A 20,253-nucleotide genomic window follows, 5' to 3' on the forward strand; every position below is an offset into this window, starting at 1 on the left:
ATGTTTGTCGTGACAAAGGGGATAATATGACTCAAATTATGCAATGTAGTTTTACTAATATTACACCGGAAATACCACCGTTGCCCTCACTTCAACTCTATATGATTTGGGGTGAAGATAAGATTAGACAGTTGGTACGTTATCACCATAATTTGCTTCTCCTTGGAGAGATTAGTGATTTTTTACCGCACAATTCTATGCAATTTGAACATGCTACCCGTAAAACGGCTGATTTTTTTGTTAATGTATTTTCGCATGTCAAATCGACCAATACCCCTTTAGGGTATCCGGCGATGAAAATGCGCTATTTTAATATTACGGTTGATGAACATGCCCGATATGTGTGGTTAGAAACGTATAAAACCGCCATTATGGATATGAAAATGCCCTCGGAATGCATAGAGGAGTTTTGGAGTTGGATTGAGCCATTATCCCTGTGGATGATTAACCGTCATACGATGTCGGTAACTCCTCGATATCATTATAAAGATATTTGGGAAGATTTTATTGATTTTAAGATGGTTAGAAAGTGCAGTTAATTTGATCATTATTTGTAACGCTTCAGTCAAAAGTGTTTAGGCAGAATTGACTGAGGCGTTTACGCCTCCAATTGCAACTATTTTGGACCGTTAGCTTGTTGAATAGCTCCTCAATCTATCTTTACGTTTTTTGCGAATAACCAGCCCCAATAACGTCGCAACTAACGGTCTAAAATGATCTTCCTTTGTATAAAATTTCACCAATTATTATGACTAAATTAAAGCAAAAATAAATAGAATATAGTAGAAACTTTCAATATGGAGTAGTTAAACTATGAATTCTCAAATTATACTTGATCCCCAAACACTTATCGTTAGTCGAACGGATACACATGGTATTATAGAATACGTCAATAAAGATTTTTGTGAAATATCAGGTTATAAAAGTGAAGAGTTGATTCATCATGCACATAATATTATTCGTCACCCTGATATGCCGGCGGTGATTTTTAAATTAATGTGGAGTCGTTTAAAAGAGAATCATGATATTTTTGCGGTTGTGAAAAATTTGGCGAAGAATGGTGATTATTACTGGGTGACAACCCATTTTGAGATTCGTAAACATCCGTTTGAAAACAAAATTGTGGGTTATGTCGCTCATCGTCGAGCGGCAAGTGAACATTTAGTACAAGAGATTTCAAAACTCTATACTGAGCTTTTACAGATAGAAAAAGCTGAAGGATTAGATGCTTCTGAGAAATATTTGATGGATTTTTTAGAATCTAAAAATATGACGTATGATGAATATATTGACAAAATAGCGGTAAAAGAGAGTATGTTTACATCCCTCTTTAAAAAATTGTTTGGTCATTAATTTAGATTTAGTTTATGTGTAAATTAAACTAAATATTAATAGAATATATTACAAATTCATGTTAAGGAATTTCTTCTGATGAATAATCAAATAAAGATTGATGCTGATACAATAATTGTCAGTAGGACAGATATAGCCGGTTATATAGAATACGCAAATAGAGATTTTTGTAAAATCTCCGGGTATAGATCAGAAGAGTTAATGTACCAACCACACAGTATTATTCGTCACCCTGATATGCCTGCGGTTATTTTTAAATTGATGTGGGAACGGCTTGGAGAAAATAAAGACATTTTTGCGGTTGTCAAAAATTTAGCGAAAAATGGTGACTATTATTGGGTAACGACCCAATTTGAGATCCGAAAGCACCCTTCTACCGGTCGTGTTGTAGGTTATGTAGCACATCGTAGGGGAGCGGATGAGCATTTGGTTCAAGAGATTTCAAAACTCTATGCAGAACTTTTAAGTGTTGAGAAAGCTGAAGGTATTGAAGCATCTGAGAAATATTTAATGGACTTTCTAGCCTCAAAAGGGATGAGTTACGATGAATATATCGAAAAAATTGCATTAAAAGACGGTTTTCTAAAATCAATATTTAAAAAATTATTGGGAAAAACGAATTCCTAACCACCTCTTAGTGGGCAGGGATTAGAATCGGGTTGAACGCTTTTGTTGAGATAATAGCATGTTTTCCTATGTGAAGCTGTGACGCTTCTGTACTGCTTAAGACGGTGCGAACAACCGATGAACCTACCAGTAAGGTTACTATAGTAATCGGAAAATCCTCTTCTATCTTTAATACTTCTCCGATCAGTTGAAGTTTTCCACTCAAACTTTGAGGGCTAAAGAACTCCATAGGGCTAGCAGTTTTGACAATGTGCCCTAACTCTACGGATGCCATACGATTGGATAATTTGACCGTTTCTGCAATATCGTGGCTTACGAGTAAGGTTGTGATGTTGAGCCGTTTGTGTATGAGGCTCAACTCATCTTGAAGTTTTTGGCGCATAGTGGGATCGAGTGCTGAGAGAGGCTCATCGAGAAGTAAGATTTTAGGACGGCGTACCAATGCACGGGCAAGGGCAACACGCTGTTTTTGACCTCCTGAGAGGGTATCAGGTCGGCGGTGTGAGAGTGCTGAGAGTTCCACCATCTCGATCAATGCATCGACAAACGATTTTTGCTCATTGTTTTCGGCAGCGAAGAGGAGGTTTTCGCGGACACTCATGGTGGGGAAAAGGGCATAGTCTTGAAATACAAATCCGATGCTCCGTTGTTGAGGAGGGAGGTTGATTTTTCTCTCACTATCAAACCACGCCTCACCATCGACGCTGATAGTACCGCTAGAGGGTGTTTCGAGTCCTGCTATCATTCTAAGTAAAGTTGTTTTGCCCGCCCCTGATGGACCAAAAAGGGTGAGAAAATCACCATCGTCGATTGTGAGGTTAAAATGGGCATTAAGCGAGCCATCAGCAGTGTCGAGACGTTTGGTAACATTAATCGCAATCATCAAATCCCCTTTAATGATTTTTTATTGAGAGTATAGACGAGGAGCAGAATCGAAAACGTCACGACGAAGAGGGTGAGGGCGTATTGGTGTGCCATGGCATAGTTGAGCGATTCCACTTCGTCGTAGATAGCGATGGAGGCGACACGGGTTTCATCAGGGATATTTCCACCAATCATCAATATTACTCCAAACTCTCCGACGGTGTGGGCAAAGGCTAAGGTTATCCCTGAGATAAGTCCGTGTCGGATAGTGGGGAGGATAACCCGTATCATGGTCTCTAGTTTTGATTTGCCCAATGTGTAAGAGGCTTCGAAAATCGATAAAGGTACTTGAGCGAGTGCTGATTGGATTGGATGCACCATAAAGGGGAGGCTAAAGAGGACGGAGCCGATTACCAACCCTTCAAAACTAAAGGCTAACCGAATCCCATGGGAGGTTAAAAACTCTCCGATAGCGGATGCAGGGCTGAACGTGAGGAGGAGATAAAATCCCAACACTGAGGGTGGTAATACGAGAGGCATACTCACGATGGTCTCAATGATACTTTTAAATCGCATTTTGGAGAAGACTAAAAATGCGGCGAGAGGGATAGCAATAAAAAGTAATATAAGCGTTGTAATGGATGCGAGTTTAAAGGTCAGTACCATCGTACTTAGAAATTCAGATTCCATGGCTCTCTCTTAATAAAGATATTTCAGACGGTTGCACCATCCAGTATATTTCATCCCCTTCATGTATCGCGAGGGTATTAAATGTCAGTGTCGGCACCAATGCAATGAGACTCGTCTCGTGATAGGTGAGGGTGATTTGAGACAATACGCCCCCTTGGTCGATTTTACTTACGATAGCACGTTGAATATTCGCAGTAGTAGAGGTGTGTGTCGAGGTGAGGATCACTTCGGTCTCTTTAAATGCCAGTGTAACGTTTGTCCCTACTAAATCGTCGGCATCGGATGCTTCAGCGAGGAGAAGGTGAAAAAGATTATTGTTAACCGATACAGTGAGAATACTCAGATGTTCTGAAGAGGTGATAGCGGTGATTGTTGCTTGTAGAATATTCATTAACTATTGCATCCCTTTTTTGTAGAGTTTAATGGCAGAGAGGGAGAGAATCACTGCTAAAAATATGTGTAAATGTCCGCTTGAAAAGTGACCTAGCATCGATTTCCCTACCCAAGCTCCTAAAATTGATCCCGCTGCCATCCATCCGATAAGGGGGATATTCGGTTTGACCATGGCAAAAGGTTCTTTGTTTCGGTATCGATAAAGTCCCACCATAATAGTCGGTAAGCTAACCATCAGGCTAAGGGTTCCGGCTATTTTGATATCAACTCCATAGAGCAGTGCAATTGTGGGGATAATGAGTTCTCCTCCCGCAACACCAAGCATACTGCTAAAAAGTCCGATAATAACACCTGCACTAAAACCAAGAAAGCTCATTGCAATAAAATTTATTCGCAAAGGGTCAAAATGAATCAGTGATTCTGTAATCATAACAAGTGCTATTATACCTAACAGCAGTGCAACAATACGGTCAAGTCTTTTTTCATCAATACGTGATGCCAAAGAGGCACCGAATGAAGCACCGATAAGGGAACCAGAGAGAAGCGTTAAAACGATTGTCCAGTACGGTTCTATGGCAGCCCATGACTCCCATCTAAATATTAGTGATGAGATAACGGTAACCCATGAAATGATGAGATTAATCACCACTGCATGAAGGGTTGCAAAATCAAAGATAAAGGTGAGAATAGGGAGGCGGAACTCTGCACCGCCTAGCCCCATCAATCCCCCTAAAATACCGATAAGCGCTCCGTAGAAAAATGGTTTTATCAAAATAGCGGCTCAATTTTCACTTTGATGTCGGCAGGTTGTGCACTATACGGTGATGAAGTGACGATCATATCGACTCCCGTGCTCGCATATTCGGCGATGTTTTTGGTACTGATCCCTCCTGTGGCAATCAACGTAATATGGGGATAATCGGCGCGGAGGATTCGTATTGCATCGGAAAGTTTCGTTAGGGAAAATTTTTCGAGTTGGAGGATGTCGGCTCCCATGCGGGCAAATTTCAATGCATGGTCAATATCTTCAGCTTCCATAACGATTTTTTTCTCAGGGTTGGCTTTTTTAGCACGGTTGAGTGCTTCGGCAAATGCTTCCTCAGCGGGGAAAAATATACGGTGATATTCAAATACGAGGATGGATTCTGAAAGACCTAATCGATGGGCAACACCTCCACCCGATTCGACCGCTTTGATGGCAATTTTTTTCGTAAACGGGGTCGTTTTTCGGGTGGTGGCGACAACAATATCGGGATTGATGGTACGGGCTAATAAAACGGCTTCACGGGTGTAAGTAGCAATACCGCTTGCGTAATCGATGAGGTTTTGAACACTTTTCCAAATACGGTGGATATTGCCCGCTTCACCGTGGGCTTCAAGAAAGATGCTTTTAGGGGGGACAAGGGTTCCTGATTTTACAAACCCGTCAATCTCTAAACCATAAAGTCCGCACAGACGTACCGCCTCTTCCATGCAGGAGACGACGAGGGGGCGTTCACGGGTTGAAAAGGTGATACGTGCGCGTTGGGTATCGATACCGAGACTTTTGGTGGTTAAATCACCATAGGGGACATCTTCGGCTAACAGTGCTTCGAGTTCAAAGTCGTTGAGAATAATCATTTTGCGCTCTCCCATCCGATAAATGCCCAGTTGACCATGCGAGGAGGGCGGTTTTGTCCTACAATAATCTCACGGTAGTATTGGCGGGCTTTGTTTTTTTGCTCTTCGTCTAACGTATGGACGCTCCAAATGAGTGATTCGACAAATTCATCCTCACTGTTTGCTCGGACACTTCCCCGTCCTGTTTCGATGTAATCGATACGGGGAAGATAGCCATGGGAGTAGAGAATAATCGGAATATACCAGTAATCGGGTTTGGTTTTGACTGATTTTCCGATGTAGTCGAGGATGTTCATATCGACGAAACTCCCTCCTACTTTATAGGTGAGATAGCACGCTTTTAATGCATGAGCGGACATTTTTGTAAGAGCCGCTTCGATGTCGGAGACCTCCATCGAGCGGGATGCTACGACAATATCGGCTTGTGGCAAATGACTCCAATCATCGTCCCAACCGATATGGTAGGTGCGTATGTTGGTGACCCCTTCGCGCTCGGCGTAGGCACGAAGTTGTTCAAGCATTTGAGCGGAGAAATCGATAGCAATCACCTCTTTAACCTGTTTTGCCAAAGGGATAGCAAGTGTTCCCGGTCCGCATCCGATATCGAGAACCACTTCATCTCCCGTGATATTCATACGGGAGATGAAATCGTTCACGTAGGGGCTATTAATGACGGATGCCGCCATATCTGCCGATTTTTCATCCCAATCACTACTGGATTTGCCTTTGAAATCGGTAGTGGCTTTATGGGCGCGGTACATCGCGGGAAAGTTTATCGATTCTAAAAACATTGTTTCTCCTGATATAGTTATTATTATACTGAAATATTGGGGAGAACAACTCCCCAAAGGTGATTAAAATTTGTATCGAGCATTTCCAAATACAACGCGTCCTGCTTCCGGATATCCGTAACTAAAATAGTAGTTGCGATCAAGTACATTGTTGATACCGAGATCAAAAGAGAGTGCTTTGGTTGCATTATAAGTTGCTTTGGTATTCCATACAGAGACACATCCGGTTACATCATAAAGATTTTTCGTGTTAGGTGCGGTTCCACTCGTTCCGATAGCGGCATAACGCTGTGAATCGTATTCATAGGTGTTAAACCATGTAAAGTTTTCGATTGGAGTATAGGCAACAGTCGCGATGAATTTTTCTTTCGGTACGTCGGTGATTTTTTGACTCTCATCGACTTCGTTGGTCATTTTGAGGTAGGTATAACTTCCTTCAAACGATAAAGATTCTAATGGGGCATAAACGGTTGAAAGTTCAAACCCTTTTTGAGTTACTTTTCCGACGTTTTGGAGTTGTTGTTGTTGGGTGTAGGTAGTACCGCTTTTGTACCATAATGGAATATAAGCATTTTGGATGTAATCGCTTACATCTGCATAAAATACGGCACCACTGAATGAGGCATTTGCTAATGATTTAGTTCCGCCCACTTCGTAGTTAATTGTTTTTTCAACATTTAAATCGGGATTGGGGACGAATGAATTAAATTTAAACGAGTATCGGTCTTTGATGGATGGAATACGACTTTTTCCAGATACCCCTGTATACCATGATAGTGTTGAATCAATATTACCGCTGAGTTTAATCATCGGATTAAATGAGGAGGTGTCTCCATGGGCAAACTCTTGATCGGTGGTATATCCTGTCGTTGTATTTTGGCTAGTTCCCGTAGCATCATTATAATAATTGGTATTAGCTTTTCCGTATTGGGTATTTTGTGCGGTATCGATTTTTTCTTTATCGTAGCTCGCTCCAATGGTAAGTTTTAGTGCATCCGAAAAGGTGTGGGTATCTTCAAGCCCTAATGAACTGATGGTATCTTTCATCTCATAGACTGCCGCTTGGTTTTCACCCCCTTCTTGGTGATCATCGATTTTGTAATGAAGTGCCATTTTAAGGGTATTTGAAGAGGAGAGTTTCACGCCGCTCTCAACAGAAGCACCTTTGGTATACTCATCATACCAGCTTGGATTACCGACACCGCCGTATGCAAAAGTGTTATATAAGCCGTTGTTAGTATAGATTGCGAGTGAATTTTGGAACTTATCGTAAAACAAACGACTTTTTACATACCAATTGCCAAAATCGGTTTTAGAGAGGAAATAGAGACTTTGTTTGTCCCAATATCTCCATTGCCAAAAACCGCGTCCAGCTAAGTTCGCAGCTACATCAGGAGGTACCCCTTTATCTGCATTTTGACGAATATAGTTGAGAGCGTATTCATCAGTAGCATTCGGTGTAAATCCTGCTTTTAGATTGATTTTATCGTCTTTGGCATAGGCGTTGTTGCGATCACCACCCTCTTCATTTGTTGCATTTTTAACCGTAAAGTCATCGGAGAGAGGATAGGTATCACGCTGAGTCTTCGAGGCTGATGCTTGAACATAATAGCTCCCTTGATTAGATCCTAAATTGATGTATCCGGTTTTCCCGTTACCGCTAAATGCGCCGAGTCCTACTTCTCCTTCAAAAGCTTTTGTCGGTTTTTTGGTAACGAGATTGATAGCACCGGCAAAGGTATTCGCACCCAATAATGGAGAGGCAAGACCTTTTGAAACTTCGATTTCCGAGAGATCAAACGTCGTAAATCGTGAAAAATCAACATATCCGTCATACGGTACGGCGATAGGGATACCATCGATAAAGAGAGGGGCGTGTTTGACGTCAAATCCACGTATCATAATCATTTGCTCATTTCGAGCACCAAAACTTTGAATGGAAGTACCCGGTATTAGATTGAGTGCTTCAACAATGGTTTTAGCATTGTAATTTTCTATGGTTTGCGCATCTATGATGGTAGTCGCTCCGGCAGATGTTTCTGTGGTTGCGGATACGTCAACTTTACCAAGTTCGAAAACCCCGTTATCGGCTCCATAAAGAGCAGAGATTGTAGCGAGTGAGAGAATCATTAGGTGTTTTTTCATTTTTTCTTCCTTTTGTTTTAAATATGGGGTCGGATTTTTACATTGAATTCACAAAGCATCAACCGATTTTGACCCGAATCGGCGGATGAGGGTTTGAGAATTAAGTGGACGTTGGTAAGCTCCTTTTGGATGGTTTTAATGGTGGCAATACACTGCTCAGTCGTTCCTAAAATAGCATTGTCAAAAAACTTTTCTCCATCAAAAAAAGCTTCACGTTCGGCGAGTATTGCATCGTATTTATCTTGATCATAAATCGGTGGGGGGATTTGGGCAGAGGCGGCGCGCATCGATTTGACGAAATGATCGACGGAGGGTCTGGCAATAGTATACGCTTCATCATAGGTATCTGCGACACAAAATACCCGCATGAGGACTATTTCAGGATCAACATCGGCGATAGAGCGATAGAGTTTTTGTGCTTCGATACACTCATTTATGCTCGCGCCTTGCGACATCAATAACCCATAACCGTGTCGCGCGGCAAAACGGATTGTGTCGGGATTAGCGAAGGTCGCTACGAAAAAGGGGATTCGTTTTTGAAACGGTTTTGGTTGGAGATTGACATTCTCAAATGACGCAAAAGCTCCGTTATATGAGGAACTTTTAGTATGCAAAAGCTCATCTACCGCTTCGGTAATCTCAAACATCGCATTACGGAGATTATCGGGATCACGACTAAAGTGTTTGTTATCGGGGGCGAATCCCCCTTTTGCAAATCCTGCATTAATCCGTCCATCACTGATATTGTCTAGTACAGAGATGCTTTCAGCCAGACGAACGGGGTGATAAAACGGGGCAAGAAATCCAGCCGTACCCAGTCGGATACATCCGGTACGCGCCGCTGCATACCCAATCATAAGTGCAGGATCGGGGATGACACTAAAGCCGTTAAAATGGTGTTCCCCAAACCATGCCTCATCAAATCCCAATTCATCGGCAAGTTCGACGAGGCGAAGTTGCTCCATAATGCTCTCTTGAACGCTTCCACCGAAATGCTCGGTAAGACAAAATAGACCTATTTTCATGGACAATCCTTATTTAGTGATAACAGCCCAAAAGCCGCTTTCATCGTTGATAATATAAAAACTAGTCGGGTTGAGGGTGGTAAGAATACCCGGAAGGGCTTCACGTTCAGGTCCGATTCGGTCTTTGAACGAGTTACGCCAATCAGGGTTATTTTCACTCATTGTTTTAACGATTTGATCTCGAAGTTCAGCATTACCGAACCCACCTCCGATATACGCTATCCCATCCGATTTTAATACCCGTAGAATCTCACTGTAGGCTTTGTGCCAATCCTCCCAAAAGGGGGATGAACCGCGACTGATAACCAGTTCGACACTCTCATCCTCTAATCCTATTGCATGAATATTCCCTTGGAGAAAGGTGCTTCGGTCGCCCAATTTTTCATCATCGGCATAGCCGCGTGCGAGGCTAAGCATCTCATCAGATTGGTCAAAAAAGAGAATCTCTAAATCACTTATCCTCGCCATTGCACGTCCTAATGCTCCCGTACCGCATCCCGCATCGAGACATTTTCCCTGTGTGATTTTGGTTCTCTCCTTTATCTGTTCGGCTATCGTAGGGTAGATAGGGGCGAAAACTTCACGGACGATTCGATCGAAATTTTTGGGATTGGTTGCACCTTTCATGATTTTGGTGTTGCTCCGTCAATTTTCTTTTTGTATTCGATGGTTGGATGGAGAACCTCTTGTAACTGTTTATCGGTGAGGTTTACATTCATAAAGAGTTTATAGAATTCTTTGGTCTCTTTTTTGATATCGATTTTGGTCTCTTTAGGATAAAGCGCACTCATTAACCATTTAAGTCCCATAATCCGCATAAATGAGGGCGGACGGTCGAACCAGTTAAACGGTGCTTTTGGAATCAGATAGACACGATTGTTTTTGACGGCATTGATATTTTTCCAGATAGGGAGGGTGTTGATTTTGTCATAAAACATCTTCTCTTGAACAATCATAACATCAGGGTTATAGGCGAGAATGGTTTCCATCGACATCTTCTCAAACCCTTTATGATTGGAAGTATGGCATCGGTGGACATCGACATCACCTGCGAGTTTGAGCAGTTGTACGTGGATGGAGTCATCACATTCGGTACTCAGACCGTCTAATCCTTCGGCATAATAGACTTTAGGTCGTTTGTTGGCGGGGACTTTAGCTACCGTATTACGTACATCGGTAAAGGTTTTTTCGCTATAGGCGGCGAGTTTGTTTCCCCGTTCCTCACGGTTTAGAGCTTTTCCTAAGAATTTGAAAATATTGGTATAGTCTTCGATACTCTCATCGACAGCATAGACGAAAGGAGCATTGAGTATTTTGAGTTTCTCTGCCTCTTTGACGTTGAACTCATTGGTGTGTTGCCACATCAAAATTAAATCCGGTTTGGCGGCAAGGAGGATTTCGAGGTTGGCACTTTCCCCTGCACCGAAAACTCTCCCGATGGTAGGTAGCGTTTTCATAGTTGGATGGAGATAGGGGAGATTCTCGTTATCAATCTCGAAAATCCATCCCGCCAATAGTGTTGGATCCATCGCGTAGAGTGCATACGAACCATAGGGTGAGGGTGCATAGACTTTTTTAGGGTTTTCAGGGACGTCAACTTTGCGTCCTAACATATCGGTGGTTTCACGAGCAGATACTTCAAGCCCGAGCGATAGAGCTAAAAGCGTTGTTAACAATAATCTTTTCATCTGTTTTCCTTGAAACGTAGTGTCATATTTGATATAACAATAATTTGTTTTATGCAATAAAAATTCCATTAAAATCGTAACAATTACGTTATAGCTTATGAGATATAACGTATTATAAAGAAAATATCTTTAAAACTTATACAAATATGTCGTATATTGTCTTTTAAATAGAATCAATATATTCTGATATTTTAGTGATTTTATATTACCCCTCTATGGGGTCCAGTCATAGAGGAATAAGCTTTAAGAAAGAAAGAAATAGTCATGAGGTTCAAACGCACAGGAAGATGTGCTCCCTAGTAACTATTAACTGATGTTACGCAGTGTTTTGTTTTTCTCTTTAAAAACAACCTTTTCATTCGTCATTCCCGCGAAGGCGGGCATTGTGCCCCCTGTGGGTAAATCCAGCTCTGCATTTAGGGGGATGGATCCCCGGATCAAGTCCGAGGATGACGGGGAAAAAGACTACTGCGTAACATCAGTTATTAAAACGCCATAGAGAGTTCTAAACCGAGAGTACGTCCACGATCATAGTAATAACCGGTGGTATAACGAGTTGCGTATTGCTCATCGCCGAGATTTCGTCCGTAAAGTTTTGCAGTGAATGTTAAATTACTAAGTTTGAAATCACCTGCTATATTTGCATCAACACGGGTATAATCACCAAGATTTACCGCATATGCAGTCCCCATAGCACTGGTAGATTGGTGATATTCACTGACCCGTTTTGCACTTATATTGGCACGATAGTTATTCCATGTATAACCAACTTTTCCAGTAAAACTATCTTCAGGATTTTCAATTGCAATGTAATCTGTCGTAACTCCTGATACATTGGTTGTAGAAATATCAGTCATGTGTGTCCACGCAATAAGATAATCAAATCCGTTTGATTTTCCTTTGAAGGCAAGTTCTATTCCGCGACGGAGTGAATCGGCTTCAGTGTAGTAATAATAAATATTGCCATCAGTGTCAGTGTAGGTATTACTCGAAGCACTTTTTTGATTGTTAAAATCGACATTAAACCATGTAAGCGTTGGTTTGAAATACGATGCGATTTTAGCTTCTAATGCTATTTCGGTACGTTTTTGTTTTTCAGCATGGAGAACTGAACCATCTTGAGTTTTGAGATCGAAGTCACCTCCTGTCCCTTCTGTTCCTTGGAAATAGCGACCATTTAGAGAGAACATAGGAGTAATATTCCACAATGCTCCTAATGCGATGACACGTGCAGGTGCCATGTCAACGTCATTGTTTGCAGAATCTTTAGTGGTACTTGTACTAGAGTTATTAATGTGTTTTTGATCTTGTCGGTAACCTGCATCGAGTATGACATCACCACCAAATAATTTTTGTTCTATAGATGCTGACCAACCTAATACGGAAGTATCAAATCGGTTGTAACTACTACTGAGATTTGGTCCAAAACCTTTAGAATTGGTTGATTGTCCACCGAGCTGGATAAGTGTATCGCCAAAACGGGCACTGTGGCGTAAACTGTAGCCATTAGTTTTTTCTTCATATGTTTTTTCAGAATGAGAGTTATTAGCAAAACTTTCTGCAATCTCTTTTTGATTATATTGTGTAGAGAATATAGAAAAAAGGGTGTTTTGTGATTCACTCCATTGCATTCCCATATCAGATGAAATGATTTTTGTATTTATAGGGTCGTAATACCATTTTGAATTATCTAGTGCCCCTGTTACGGTAACTCCGCGCTGCATCTCAAAACGACCTTCGTCTTTATACCCCATTAGATTGATGTTAAAACGACCGAACGTTACTCCTCCTGTAATCATTCCTGATTGTGCATCACTTCCGTCGAACCATGTGTCTTGGCTAGGTCGGTCATAACGAGAGACTAATCCGCCAATGTATCCGCTAAATCCTGATTCAACTGATCCTAGATGAGTTCCGACAAAAATATTTTCACCATTTGCGCTCGGATGATCCCCCGCTTTTTCAGCGTAGGCACTGATTAAACCCTCTGTTTTTTTTGGCTGTTTAGTACGTATAACGATAAAACCGGTATTGATTCCCGACCCGCTATTAGATGCACCGATACCGATGGATGGTCCGAGATAAAGAGCTGTAGAACCACGAATGACTTGAATCTCTTCGATAGCTGACATCGGAATTTTTTGTAAAATACGATTGCTCGTAGAGGGAAGAATAGCACCATCGATGATATAGGTGATATTTCCGCCACCACGCATGTTTAGAAAAAATGGGCTTTTTCGTCCTTGATACGTCAAATCCAATCCTACGGCTTTATCCATGAGATCGAAGAAATCTTTCGGTGCATAGGCATCAATATCAGCTTTCGTAAAAACTTGTGTTCCTGCCTCAGCCGTTTTTTCGACGCGATATAGATTTGTAGGACTGTCAAGTTTGATGTCATCACGCTCATGAATCTCAGACGCGGTTACTTTTACCGGTTCTAGTGCGGCGGTTTCATTTGCTTGTAATGATGATGCCAATAGTGTGGCAGCCAATAGGCTGAACAGGGTTTGTTGTTTCATTTGATGTCCTTAGTGTGGTTTGTAAAAAATCCCTCATACTCTTTATCAGTGAGGGTGTAGCCGTAAAACTTTTTATAAAAATCTTTCGTTTCACGTTTGAGATTAATATCTTTCATTGCTTCGGGGTATAAGATTTTGCTTAACCACAAAATCCCAAGTATCGATTCGGGAGAAGGGCGATCCCACCAAAATGTTCCGATAGGTGCTTGATAGAGTTGTTTCTCTTTTACCGCTTTAAGTTGCGATAATGCGGGGTCTTTTTGAATCCCTTCCACATTTAGGTTGTTTTTTCCGTTGGTTGTCGTGATGATGACATCAGGATTCCAAACATTAAGAACCTCAGAATTTACACCACCTTGAAACGGGATTTTTGCCGCGACATTGATACCGCCGGCAGATTCGATAAACTCATCGCCCCAACTTTTAGGACTCTCTGCTCCCATTTTTCCTGCTGCACTGGTGTAAAACACTTTTTTACGTTTAGAAGGCTCAATTTTCGCGAGGTGTTTATCGATAAGGGCAAGGGTTGTATTCCAATAATTGATAATGGCATCTGCTTTTTGTTTTTTGTTGAGAATGGCACCTACGTGATCGAATTCCTCGAGGAGAGATTTAAGTGAATGTTTTCCTATCCCCAGCGTATAAACGGGAATTCCGGCAGAATGGATACGTTCATTCATCATAGAGGAGGTGATACCGGCAAAGACTATAGTTGGTTGAAGTTTGAGAAGTGTTTCGAGGTTGACATCGTTAAACGTTCCGACACTGGGGACATTTTTAAGATCTGGATAAATCTTTAAAAACTCCTCGAACGCTTTGGTGTCTGGATGGGCAATAATTTTATCTGCACCCATAAAAAGTGCGATTTCCTGAGAGCCTCCACCGTAGCAGGTTATAATGATTTTATCGATTTTTGGAGGGATACAAATCTCTTTGCCGGTGAAATCGGGAACTTTCTTATCGCAAGCTTGATTTGCTAGGGAAGAACTCCCTAGTAAAGCAACAATAATAAGAGAGAAAAGCACATTTTTATACATCATTAATACTTATACTGTACCGATGCGAAAAGAGCTCTTGGTGAGCCAACGGTATAGGTGGTTTCAGGTACGATATTGATTTCTGATGCTGAAAATGTTGAGATATATTTTTTATTCAAAAGATTGGTAGCAGAGAGTGATAAATCTATACTATGCCCATTTCCTAAACCAAATTCTTTGTTGAGTGAAAGGTCTACGAGAGTATAAGGATTAACACTGTATTGCCCTAATGTATCGACATAAAGTTTCCCTACATATCGTACAATCGGAGTAATTTTATATCCGCTTAAATCGTATTGGGCAGAGATATTTCCAAAATATTCCGGAGTGTTTGGATGTTGATGACCTTTACACGCGATATAGGCAGTCGAGGAAGATTGGATATCGGTGGTAAAGGTATAACGGTTATACGTTGCAGCTGCATTTAGTGTGAGATTATCCAAAACGTTGTAACTCGCTCCGAGCTCAACTCCATACGACTCTGCTTCTGCCGTATTTTGGGCATACGTTGCATTTAAAACAGGGTCATAAAAACTTCCCCCTACATGTTTCACCAACGAATAAAAAAGTGTCGGTGAAAAAGAGAATTTACTATTTTGATAGGTATAACCTAAATCAAAATTATCCGATTCTTCCGGTCTTAGCCCAGCCCAATATTGTTTTGCAACACTGTCGCTAAGGGTTGTACTGAATCCGCTATAACTTAGGGTATTCCAGTTGCGTCCATAGCTGGCTTTAATGTTTGAATAATCATCCAAAAAGTGGGTAAATCCAATATTCGGTAAGAACACTTCAAACGAATGGGACGGTAAGGTGTACGCTATATTGGTCGCTTGTGATAGAGCGTCTTCGTAACTTACGTCACCGATACCGGTTGTTTTGTAAGTAACGAGGGTCGGTGATGAGAGGAATAAATATTTAACTCCTGCTTCAACCACCGTATTTCCAAATGCTTGTTCATAGGTTAAAAATGGGGCATCAAATTTATGTTTTTCTTCAACATTGACAAGTCTGCTCCAACTATCAAAGGCTAATGTCCCTGCAACTCTTAATTTTTGACTTGTTGGTGGTCCCGGTGGTTCGTCCTCTTCATGCCAATAGCCAAGTTTAATTTTTGCATCACCCAGTTTGGTCTCAAATTCAACGACTCCACCATATGTGTTATGCTCAACCAACCAATCTTGGACTTTTGTTCCGCTTGTTGAATAACTATACCCTTTATCATTGAGATAATAAGGTCTAAAAGTTAAGGATGAAACGGAGGAGAGGGGAACTCTGAGTTTACCGAAGAGTGTCCATGTTTGGAAATCTTGTTTGTTATCATCGTAATACGAAGAAGATGAAGGATTACTCGTTTGGTAATCTAAATCTCTATAAGTAGAAAGGTTTTGACTCTGTGCGTAGGTCAAACCTGCGTAGTTATGTTGAAATTGATCGTTATAAATACCATATACTTCCCATTGGATAGGTTGTTTGGATGTACTGGAAGCCCCAAATTCAAAATTATTACGATCGATAGCTTTCCCTTCTCCTTTCCATTTATCAGCGTCAGTTACTGACCCTGAGATGAAAAATTTGGCAGTATCGGCAATCTCACCGCTATCAACGCGCATATAGCTTTTGGTAAAGCTGTCACTGCCGATGGCTTGTTTGAGAGTTGCTTCCATTTTATCGGTAGGACGTTTAATATGCATATTAACCATTCCGTTGTCACTACCGTATCCAAATCCGCTATCGGCTTTAATCGCCCCTTTTTCGACACTGATCGATTCAATATTTTCAATATCGACCATGCTTGCCAATCCACCACCTGGACCGATTCCTTTTAGTGGTAACCCTTCTAAAACTTCACCGATGTTACGGTCATCTTTACCCCGAATTTTATGCGATATACTCATCCCTAATGGATCATTAAAACGTATGTCAACCCCCGGTTCGAGTGAAATCGATTTATAAGGGTTAATAAGTTCAGCGGTGTTATAGATTTTAATCTGATTTTCTGAAACGACATTTTTTGAACCGATAGTTGAATCCTCAATAATCGCTGTGCTATCAACATTGACGGTATTGAGTTCTTTGGTCTCAGTATCAGCATAAAGTTGAATATTGCAGATGATGATTGATGCTACAAACGAGAGGGTTAATTTACTATTCATATTTTATTCTCCACTTTTCAGTAATTCTTTTTCCACATCCGCCCAATGATGACGTTTAATCGCCTCCATATTGGTACGACGGTTAATCATGCGGATAGAGAGAGGTTCGATCCAGTTCCAAAACTCTTGGAGATGCTCTTGTGGAAACGCTAGTTCTTTGAGGGTTTTTTTATACATTGCGAGCCATATTTCACGATCATTTTCATCGATAGGGATTTTAAAATGGCGCATACGCAGATGAGGTTCACCGTGTTGTTCGGTAAAAATTTGATCACCGCCGAGAGCTTCTACAAAAAAGTCGGCACTTTTATCGATTGCCATTTTCAAAGCTTCTTCATTTCTGGGGAAAAGATCACCTACTTTTGTCTTAAGAAGTAGTTTGTGGTGATGCCAGACCATTTCACGGATTTTTACTTCTCCCAGTGCATTGAAAATCTTATTCGATGGAAAAGGGACAGGGGGAAATATGATATCGATCATCGCATCGACAACACGGATATTCTCACCACCAAAACGGGGTTTATTGGGTTGTTGCTCCATTTGAGCTAATTGGGTAAAAGAGGTAATTCGGCCATTTTGGCAACTGTTTGATTTGTGTTCGTGTTCACTCATTTTTTTATCCTTGCATTGAAATTGCTATTTTTGTTTATCGGTTACGATATAGAGCTGTTCATGTCCTAAACGTTTAAGTACATCCATAACACCGACGAAGTTTTGAAATGCCGACTCTTTATCACTATAGAGGACAACACTCATCTCTTTGCCACCTGAAACCACTTTTTGTTCAAACTGCTCTAAACTCACTTGAGTGGTTTCATCGACCCACAGGGTTCCATCTTTTTTGATGGTGAGTTTTAGTTCGGTCGGTTTATGCTCTGTTGCTGACCCTTTTGCTTCGGGTAACTCAACAGGGATTAATCCTGTTTTGATAAAAGTAGCGGTTGTAAGAACCATTACCAATAAAACGAGCATAATATCGATGAACGGGATGACGTTAATCGTATCCATACGTTTCATTTTCATGAAACACCTTTACTTTTTAGGGTATTTATTTCCCATGCAGTGAGTAAACGCTCCATTTTTCGGAGTAAAATGTTATAAAATACGATGGCAGGAATTGCCACGATGAGCCCCATTGCGGTTGCTTTGAGTGCTAAAGCTAGCCCCGTCATGATTTTTTTAGGATCAACCGCCCCTATATCACCGAGACTATAAAAGGTAATCATAATTCCTAAAACTGTCCCTAATAGCCCGATATAAGGTGCATTCGCACCGATAGTAGCGATAACTCCAACATGATTTCCTAAATCGAGTTCCAGTTCCTCTTTGCTTTTATACTCACCGATTCGAAGTGAGCCGTATACCATCAGTCGCTCGATAAAAAGGGATAAAGATACGAAGCTCATCAAAAGCAAAAGTCCGATAATTCCATAATCAACTCCATTACGGGCAACTTCCAGCCAATCACTATTTACCATTTATAATTTCTCCTTCGTTTAGTATTAATATCAAATTTGATATAACGTAATGCAATTTTTTTACCCTCACCCTTTATTGAAAATAGGGAGACAGCGGGTGTGGGTATCGTGGACGATGAGATCGGCTTCAATCCCGTAAACGTCACGGATCATATCGGGAGTAATCACCTCTTCAGGCAATCCGTCTGCGATAATTTTTCCATGGTTCATCACTGCGACACGACTGGAGACCAGTAGCGCATGATCGGGGTAATGGGTTGTTTTGAGAAAGGTGTAGCCTTGGGCACTCAGTGAGACAATCAGCTCCAAAAGGCGTATTTGGTTACCGTAATCGAGACCCGATACCGGTTCATCCATGATAAATATGTCAACCCCCTGAGTAAGAGCGCGTGCGAGAAGCACCATTTGTTTTTGTCCGCCGCTGAGCTGACCGAAAGGTCGCGTGGCTAAATCGGAAATTCCGACTCTCTCAAGTGATTCTTGTGCAATGACGTGATCACGAGCTGAGGGAGCAGCGAAAAATCCGAGTTTGGAGATACGACCCATCAGTACCATTTCCAACACACTGTAGTTAAAAGGGACATTGTGGTATTGGGGGATATAGGCGATATGCTCTGCAATCTCACGGTGCGAATAGCGGTGAAGGGTTTTTTCTTGGAGCCATATTTCACCCCGCGAAGCATGGATGAGTTTGAGGATAAGACGGATGAGGGTACTTTTACCGCATCCGTTTGGTCCTAGCAGGCTTACCACTTCGCCACGACGGAGAGTAAAATCAATCCCTTCTAAAACACTACGCGTAGGGTAAGAGAAATGGAGGTCATTGACCGTTATGATAGGTTTTAGTTCCATGCTGCCCTCGCATTTTTAAGTACGATGATAAAGACGGGAATCCCGATGAGTGACGTGAGAATCCCGATGGGGACTTCGACAGTGAATGCCAGTCGTGAGATGGTATCGGCAAGGAGTAAAAATGCTCCCCCCACTATCGCCGAAAGGGGCATGAGTAGACGATGTGAAGGTCCCACTGCCATACGGATGATATGGGGGATAATAAGCCCAATCCATCCGATAATCCCCGCCATAACAACCGAGAGTGAACTGGCTAGTGTTGCGAGTGTGATAGCCCCCAGACGAATCATCGTGACATTAATCCCCAACGCTTTTGCCTCTTCATCTCCCAAGCTCATAAGATCGAAGTATTTGCCCAATACAATCATCCCGATGACACTGGCAAGTATCGGAATCGAGATAAGTAATACTCCATGTAAATCTGCCATAGTCAAACTCCCCATCAGCCAATAAACGATAGCGGGGAGGGTGCTGTAGGGATCAGCGAGGTATTTGATGATGGAGAGGAGCGAGGTAAACAGCGCACTGCTGATAACTCCCCCCAAAACCAACATGACGGTGGAACGGGAGTTGGTGACCATGGTACCGATGAGTACGGCAACACCGACCGCGACAAATCCGAACGCAAAGGCGAGCAACTGGACGACATACCACTGTTGAGAGATAAGCATCCCCATTGCCGCACCGAACGATGCCCCTGCCAATACCCCTAAAATCCCCGGTGAGACGAGAGGATTGACAAACATTGCCTGAAACGCGGCACCCGATGTTGCGAGTGCGGCTCCGATGAGGATAGCAAGCAATACACGCGGAAGACGGATTTGTAAGATAATATTATCGAGTAGGGTATAGGTATCATTGCCTGTCCCTCCGAGAAGTTTAAACTGGAGGTAACTTATTAATGTCTCCAGTGTGATAGGGTACTGACCCCATAATAGGGATAAAGTAGCGACAACAATTAACAAAATTGTTGAGCCGATTATCCATCCCGCCGGTTTAATTTTTTTCATCA

Annotated in this window: 21 protein-coding genes; 3 read left to right on the plus strand and 18 right to left on the minus strand. The window is 41.7% G+C overall.

The genetic code is table 11. From position 1 onward, the window contains the following. Positions 1-26: 26 nt before the first annotated feature. From PHC76_RS04135 to PHC76_RS04145, 3 genes are all read left to right on the plus strand, one after another. A complete protein-coding gene (locus PHC76_RS04135) occupies positions 27-539 on the plus strand; it encodes a globin (protein ID WP_299974618.1) in 513 nt (170 codons plus the stop codon). A 274-nt stretch (positions 540-813) separates the two neighbouring features. Further along, positions 814-1,353 carry a PAS domain S-box protein gene (locus tag PHC76_RS04140; RefSeq protein ID WP_299974620.1) on the plus strand — a complete coding sequence of 180 codons (540 nt, stop codon included), beginning with the start codon at positions 814-816 and terminating at the stop codon, positions 1,351-1,353. A 78-nt stretch (positions 1,354-1,431) separates the two neighbouring features. Next, positions 1,432-1,980 carry a PAS domain-containing protein gene (locus PHC76_RS04145; RefSeq protein WP_299974622.1) on the plus strand — a complete coding sequence of 183 codons (549 nt, stop codon included), beginning with the start codon at positions 1,432-1,434 and terminating at the stop codon, positions 1,978-1,980. A gap of 7 nt (positions 1,981-1,987) precedes the next feature. Here the strand turns inward: PHC76_RS04145 and PHC76_RS04150 are convergent, their stop codons facing one another. From PHC76_RS04150 to PHC76_RS04235, 18 genes are all read right to left on the minus strand, one after another. Beyond that, the gene (locus PHC76_RS04150; RefSeq protein ID WP_299974624.1) at positions 1,988-2,863 is read right to left on the minus strand and encodes an ABC transporter ATP-binding protein; all 876 of its coding nucleotides are present in this window, start codon (positions 2,861-2,863) and stop codon (positions 1,988-1,990) included. Next, entirely contained in the window at positions 2,863-3,534 is a 672-nt protein-coding gene (gene modB / locus PHC76_RS04155) for a molybdate ABC transporter permease subunit (protein ID WP_299974626.1), read from the minus strand. The genes PHC76_RS04150 and modB overlap by 1 nt, the downstream gene beginning before the upstream one ends. Then, positions 3,524-3,925 carry a hypothetical protein gene (locus tag PHC76_RS04160; protein WP_299974628.1) on the minus strand — a complete coding sequence of 134 codons (402 nt, stop codon included), beginning with the start codon at positions 3,923-3,925 and terminating at the stop codon, positions 3,524-3,526. Before PHC76_RS04160 ends, modB begins: the two co-directional genes overlap by 11 nt. Positions 3,926-3,928: 3 nt before the next feature. Next, positions 3,929-4,699 (minus strand): sulfite exporter TauE/SafE family protein, encoded by a 771-nt coding sequence (locus PHC76_RS04165; protein ID WP_300209815.1) that lies wholly within the window; start codon positions 4,697-4,699, stop codon positions 3,929-3,931. Continuing rightward, on the minus strand, positions 4,696-5,547 hold the full coding sequence (modD, locus tag PHC76_RS04170) for a ModD protein (RefSeq protein ID WP_299974632.1): 852 nt from the start codon (positions 5,545-5,547) through the stop codon (positions 4,696-4,698). Before modD ends, PHC76_RS04165 begins: the two co-directional genes overlap by 4 nt. Then, on the minus strand, positions 5,544-6,338 hold the full coding sequence (locus tag PHC76_RS04175) for a class I SAM-dependent methyltransferase (RefSeq protein WP_299974634.1): 795 nt from the start codon (positions 6,336-6,338) through the stop codon (positions 5,544-5,546). Before PHC76_RS04175 ends, modD begins: the two co-directional genes overlap by 4 nt. A 63-nt stretch (positions 6,339-6,401) precedes the next feature. Next, on the minus strand, positions 6,402-8,483 hold the full coding sequence (locus PHC76_RS04180) for a TonB-dependent receptor (protein ID WP_300209817.1): 2,082 nt from the start codon (positions 8,481-8,483) through the stop codon (positions 6,402-6,404). 17 nt (positions 8,484-8,500) lie between these two features. Beyond that, positions 8,501-9,508, minus strand: a complete 1,008-nt coding sequence (locus PHC76_RS04185; protein ID WP_299974590.1) for an LLM class flavin-dependent oxidoreductase — start codon at positions 9,506-9,508, stop codon at positions 8,501-8,503. Positions 9,509-9,517: 9 nt separating this feature from the next. Beyond that, positions 9,518-10,135 carry a class I SAM-dependent methyltransferase gene (locus PHC76_RS04190; protein WP_299974587.1) on the minus strand — a complete coding sequence of 206 codons (618 nt, stop codon included), beginning with the start codon at positions 10,133-10,135 and terminating at the stop codon, positions 9,518-9,520. Beyond that, positions 10,132-11,196, minus strand: coding sequence for an ABC transporter substrate-binding protein (locus PHC76_RS04195; protein ID WP_299974582.1), 1,065 nt, complete (start codon positions 11,194-11,196; stop codon positions 10,132-10,134). The genes PHC76_RS04190 and PHC76_RS04195 overlap by 4 nt, the downstream gene beginning before the upstream one ends. Positions 11,197-11,681: 485 nt before the next feature. Continuing rightward, positions 11,682-13,718: a TonB-dependent receptor plug domain-containing protein gene (locus PHC76_RS04200; RefSeq protein WP_299974579.1), complete on the minus strand. Its 2,037-nt coding sequence runs from the start codon at positions 13,716-13,718 to the stop codon at positions 11,682-11,684. Next, positions 13,715-14,758, minus strand: coding sequence for an ABC transporter substrate-binding protein (locus tag PHC76_RS04205; RefSeq protein WP_299974576.1), 1,044 nt, complete (start codon positions 14,756-14,758; stop codon positions 13,715-13,717). Before PHC76_RS04205 ends, PHC76_RS04200 begins: the two co-directional genes overlap by 4 nt. Next, positions 14,758-16,911 (minus strand): TonB-dependent receptor, encoded by a 2,154-nt coding sequence (locus PHC76_RS04210; protein ID WP_299974573.1) that lies wholly within the window; start codon positions 16,909-16,911, stop codon positions 14,758-14,760. The genes PHC76_RS04205 and PHC76_RS04210 overlap by 1 nt, the downstream gene beginning before the upstream one ends. A 3-nt stretch (positions 16,912-16,914) precedes the next feature. Beyond that, entirely contained in the window at positions 16,915-17,523 is a 609-nt protein-coding gene (locus tag PHC76_RS04215) for a globin (protein WP_299974570.1), read from the minus strand. A gap of 24 nt (positions 17,524-17,547) precedes the next feature. Continuing rightward, positions 17,548-17,934 (minus strand): biopolymer transporter ExbD, encoded by a 387-nt coding sequence (locus tag PHC76_RS04220; RefSeq protein WP_299974568.1) that lies wholly within the window; start codon positions 17,932-17,934, stop codon positions 17,548-17,550. After that, complete coding sequence (exbB, locus tag PHC76_RS04225) at positions 17,931-18,389, minus strand: TonB-system energizer ExbB (protein WP_299974565.1); 459 nt, start codon at positions 18,387-18,389, stop codon at positions 17,931-17,933. The genes PHC76_RS04220 and exbB overlap by 4 nt, the downstream gene beginning before the upstream one ends. 66 nt (positions 18,390-18,455) lie before the next feature. Next, positions 18,456-19,241, minus strand: a complete 786-nt coding sequence (locus tag PHC76_RS04230) for an ABC transporter ATP-binding protein (RefSeq protein WP_299974563.1) — start codon at positions 19,239-19,241, stop codon at positions 18,456-18,458. Continuing rightward, on the minus strand, positions 19,232-20,251 hold the full coding sequence (locus tag PHC76_RS04235; RefSeq protein WP_299974560.1) for an iron ABC transporter permease: 1,020 nt from the start codon (positions 20,249-20,251) through the stop codon (positions 19,232-19,234). Before PHC76_RS04235 ends, PHC76_RS04230 begins: the two co-directional genes overlap by 10 nt. Positions 20,252-20,253: the final 2 nt, after the last annotated feature.

The sequence above is a fragment of the Sulfuricurvum sp. genome (assembly GCF_028710345.1).
GTDB lineage: Bacteria > Campylobacterota > Campylobacteria > Campylobacterales > Sulfurimonadaceae > Sulfuricurvum.

What these genes read in the sequence shown, in the direction of transcription:
- PHC76_RS04175 (WP_299974634.1), bottom strand. Translation starts at nt 6,338, where the DNA reads ATGTTTTTAGAATCGATAAACTTTCCCGCGATGTACCGCGCCCATAAA.
- PHC76_RS04215 (WP_299974570.1), bottom strand. Translation starts at nt 17,523, where the DNA reads ATGAGTGAACACGAACACAAATCAAACAGTTGCCAAAATGGCCGAATT.
- PHC76_RS04210 (WP_299974573.1), bottom strand. Translation starts at nt 16,911, where the DNA reads ATGAATAGTAAATTAACCCTCTCGTTTGTAGCATCAATCATCATCTGC.
- PHC76_RS04235 (WP_299974560.1), bottom strand. Translation starts at nt 20,251, where the DNA reads ATGAAAAAAATTAAACCGGCGGGATGGATAATCGGCTCAACAATTTTG.
- PHC76_RS04150 (WP_299974624.1), bottom strand. Translation starts at nt 2,863, where the DNA reads ATGATTGCGATTAATGTTACCAAACGTCTCGACACTGCTGATGGCTCG.
- PHC76_RS04220 (WP_299974568.1), bottom strand. Translation starts at nt 17,934, where the DNA reads ATGAAAATGAAACGTATGGATACGATTAACGTCATCCCGTTCATCGAT.
- PHC76_RS04200 (WP_299974579.1), bottom strand. Translation starts at nt 13,718, where the DNA reads ATGAAACAACAAACCCTGTTCAGCCTATTGGCTGCCACACTATTGGCA.
- PHC76_RS04160 (WP_299974628.1), bottom strand. Translation starts at nt 3,925, where the DNA reads ATGAATATTCTACAAGCAACAATCACCGCTATCACCTCTTCAGAACAT.
- exbB (WP_299974565.1), bottom strand. Translation starts at nt 18,389, where the DNA reads ATGGTAAATAGTGATTGGCTGGAAGTTGCCCGTAATGGAGTTGATTAT.
- PHC76_RS04185 (WP_299974590.1), bottom strand. Translation starts at nt 9,508, where the DNA reads ATGAAAATAGGTCTATTTTGTCTTACCGAGCATTTCGGTGGAAGCGTT.
- PHC76_RS04230 (WP_299974563.1), bottom strand. Translation starts at nt 19,241, where the DNA reads ATGGAACTAAAACCTATCATAACGGTCAATGACCTCCATTTCTCTTAC.
- PHC76_RS04140 (WP_299974620.1), top strand. Translation starts at nt 814, where the DNA reads ATGAATTCTCAAATTATACTTGATCCCCAAACACTTATCGTTAGTCGA.
- PHC76_RS04145 (WP_299974622.1), top strand. Translation starts at nt 1,432, where the DNA reads ATGAATAATCAAATAAAGATTGATGCTGATACAATAATTGTCAGTAGG.
- PHC76_RS04190 (WP_299974587.1), bottom strand. Translation starts at nt 10,135, where the DNA reads ATGAAAGGTGCAACCAATCCCAAAAATTTCGATCGAATCGTCCGTGAA.
- PHC76_RS04205 (WP_299974576.1), bottom strand. Translation starts at nt 14,758, where the DNA reads ATGATGTATAAAAATGTGCTTTTCTCTCTTATTATTGTTGCTTTACTA.
- PHC76_RS04195 (WP_299974582.1), bottom strand. Translation starts at nt 11,196, where the DNA reads ATGAAAAGATTATTGTTAACAACGCTTTTAGCTCTATCGCTCGGGCTT.
- modD (WP_299974632.1), bottom strand. Translation starts at nt 5,547, where the DNA reads ATGATTATTCTCAACGACTTTGAACTCGAAGCACTGTTAGCCGAAGAT.
- modB (WP_299974626.1), bottom strand. Translation starts at nt 3,534, where the DNA reads ATGGAATCTGAATTTCTAAGTACGATGGTACTGACCTTTAAACTCGCA.
- PHC76_RS04135 (WP_299974618.1), top strand. Translation starts at nt 27, where the DNA reads ATGACTCAAATTATGCAATGTAGTTTTACTAATATTACACCGGAAATA.
- PHC76_RS04180 (WP_300209817.1), bottom strand. Translation starts at nt 8,483, where the DNA reads ATGAAAAAACACCTAATGATTCTCTCACTCGCTACAATCTCTGCTCTT.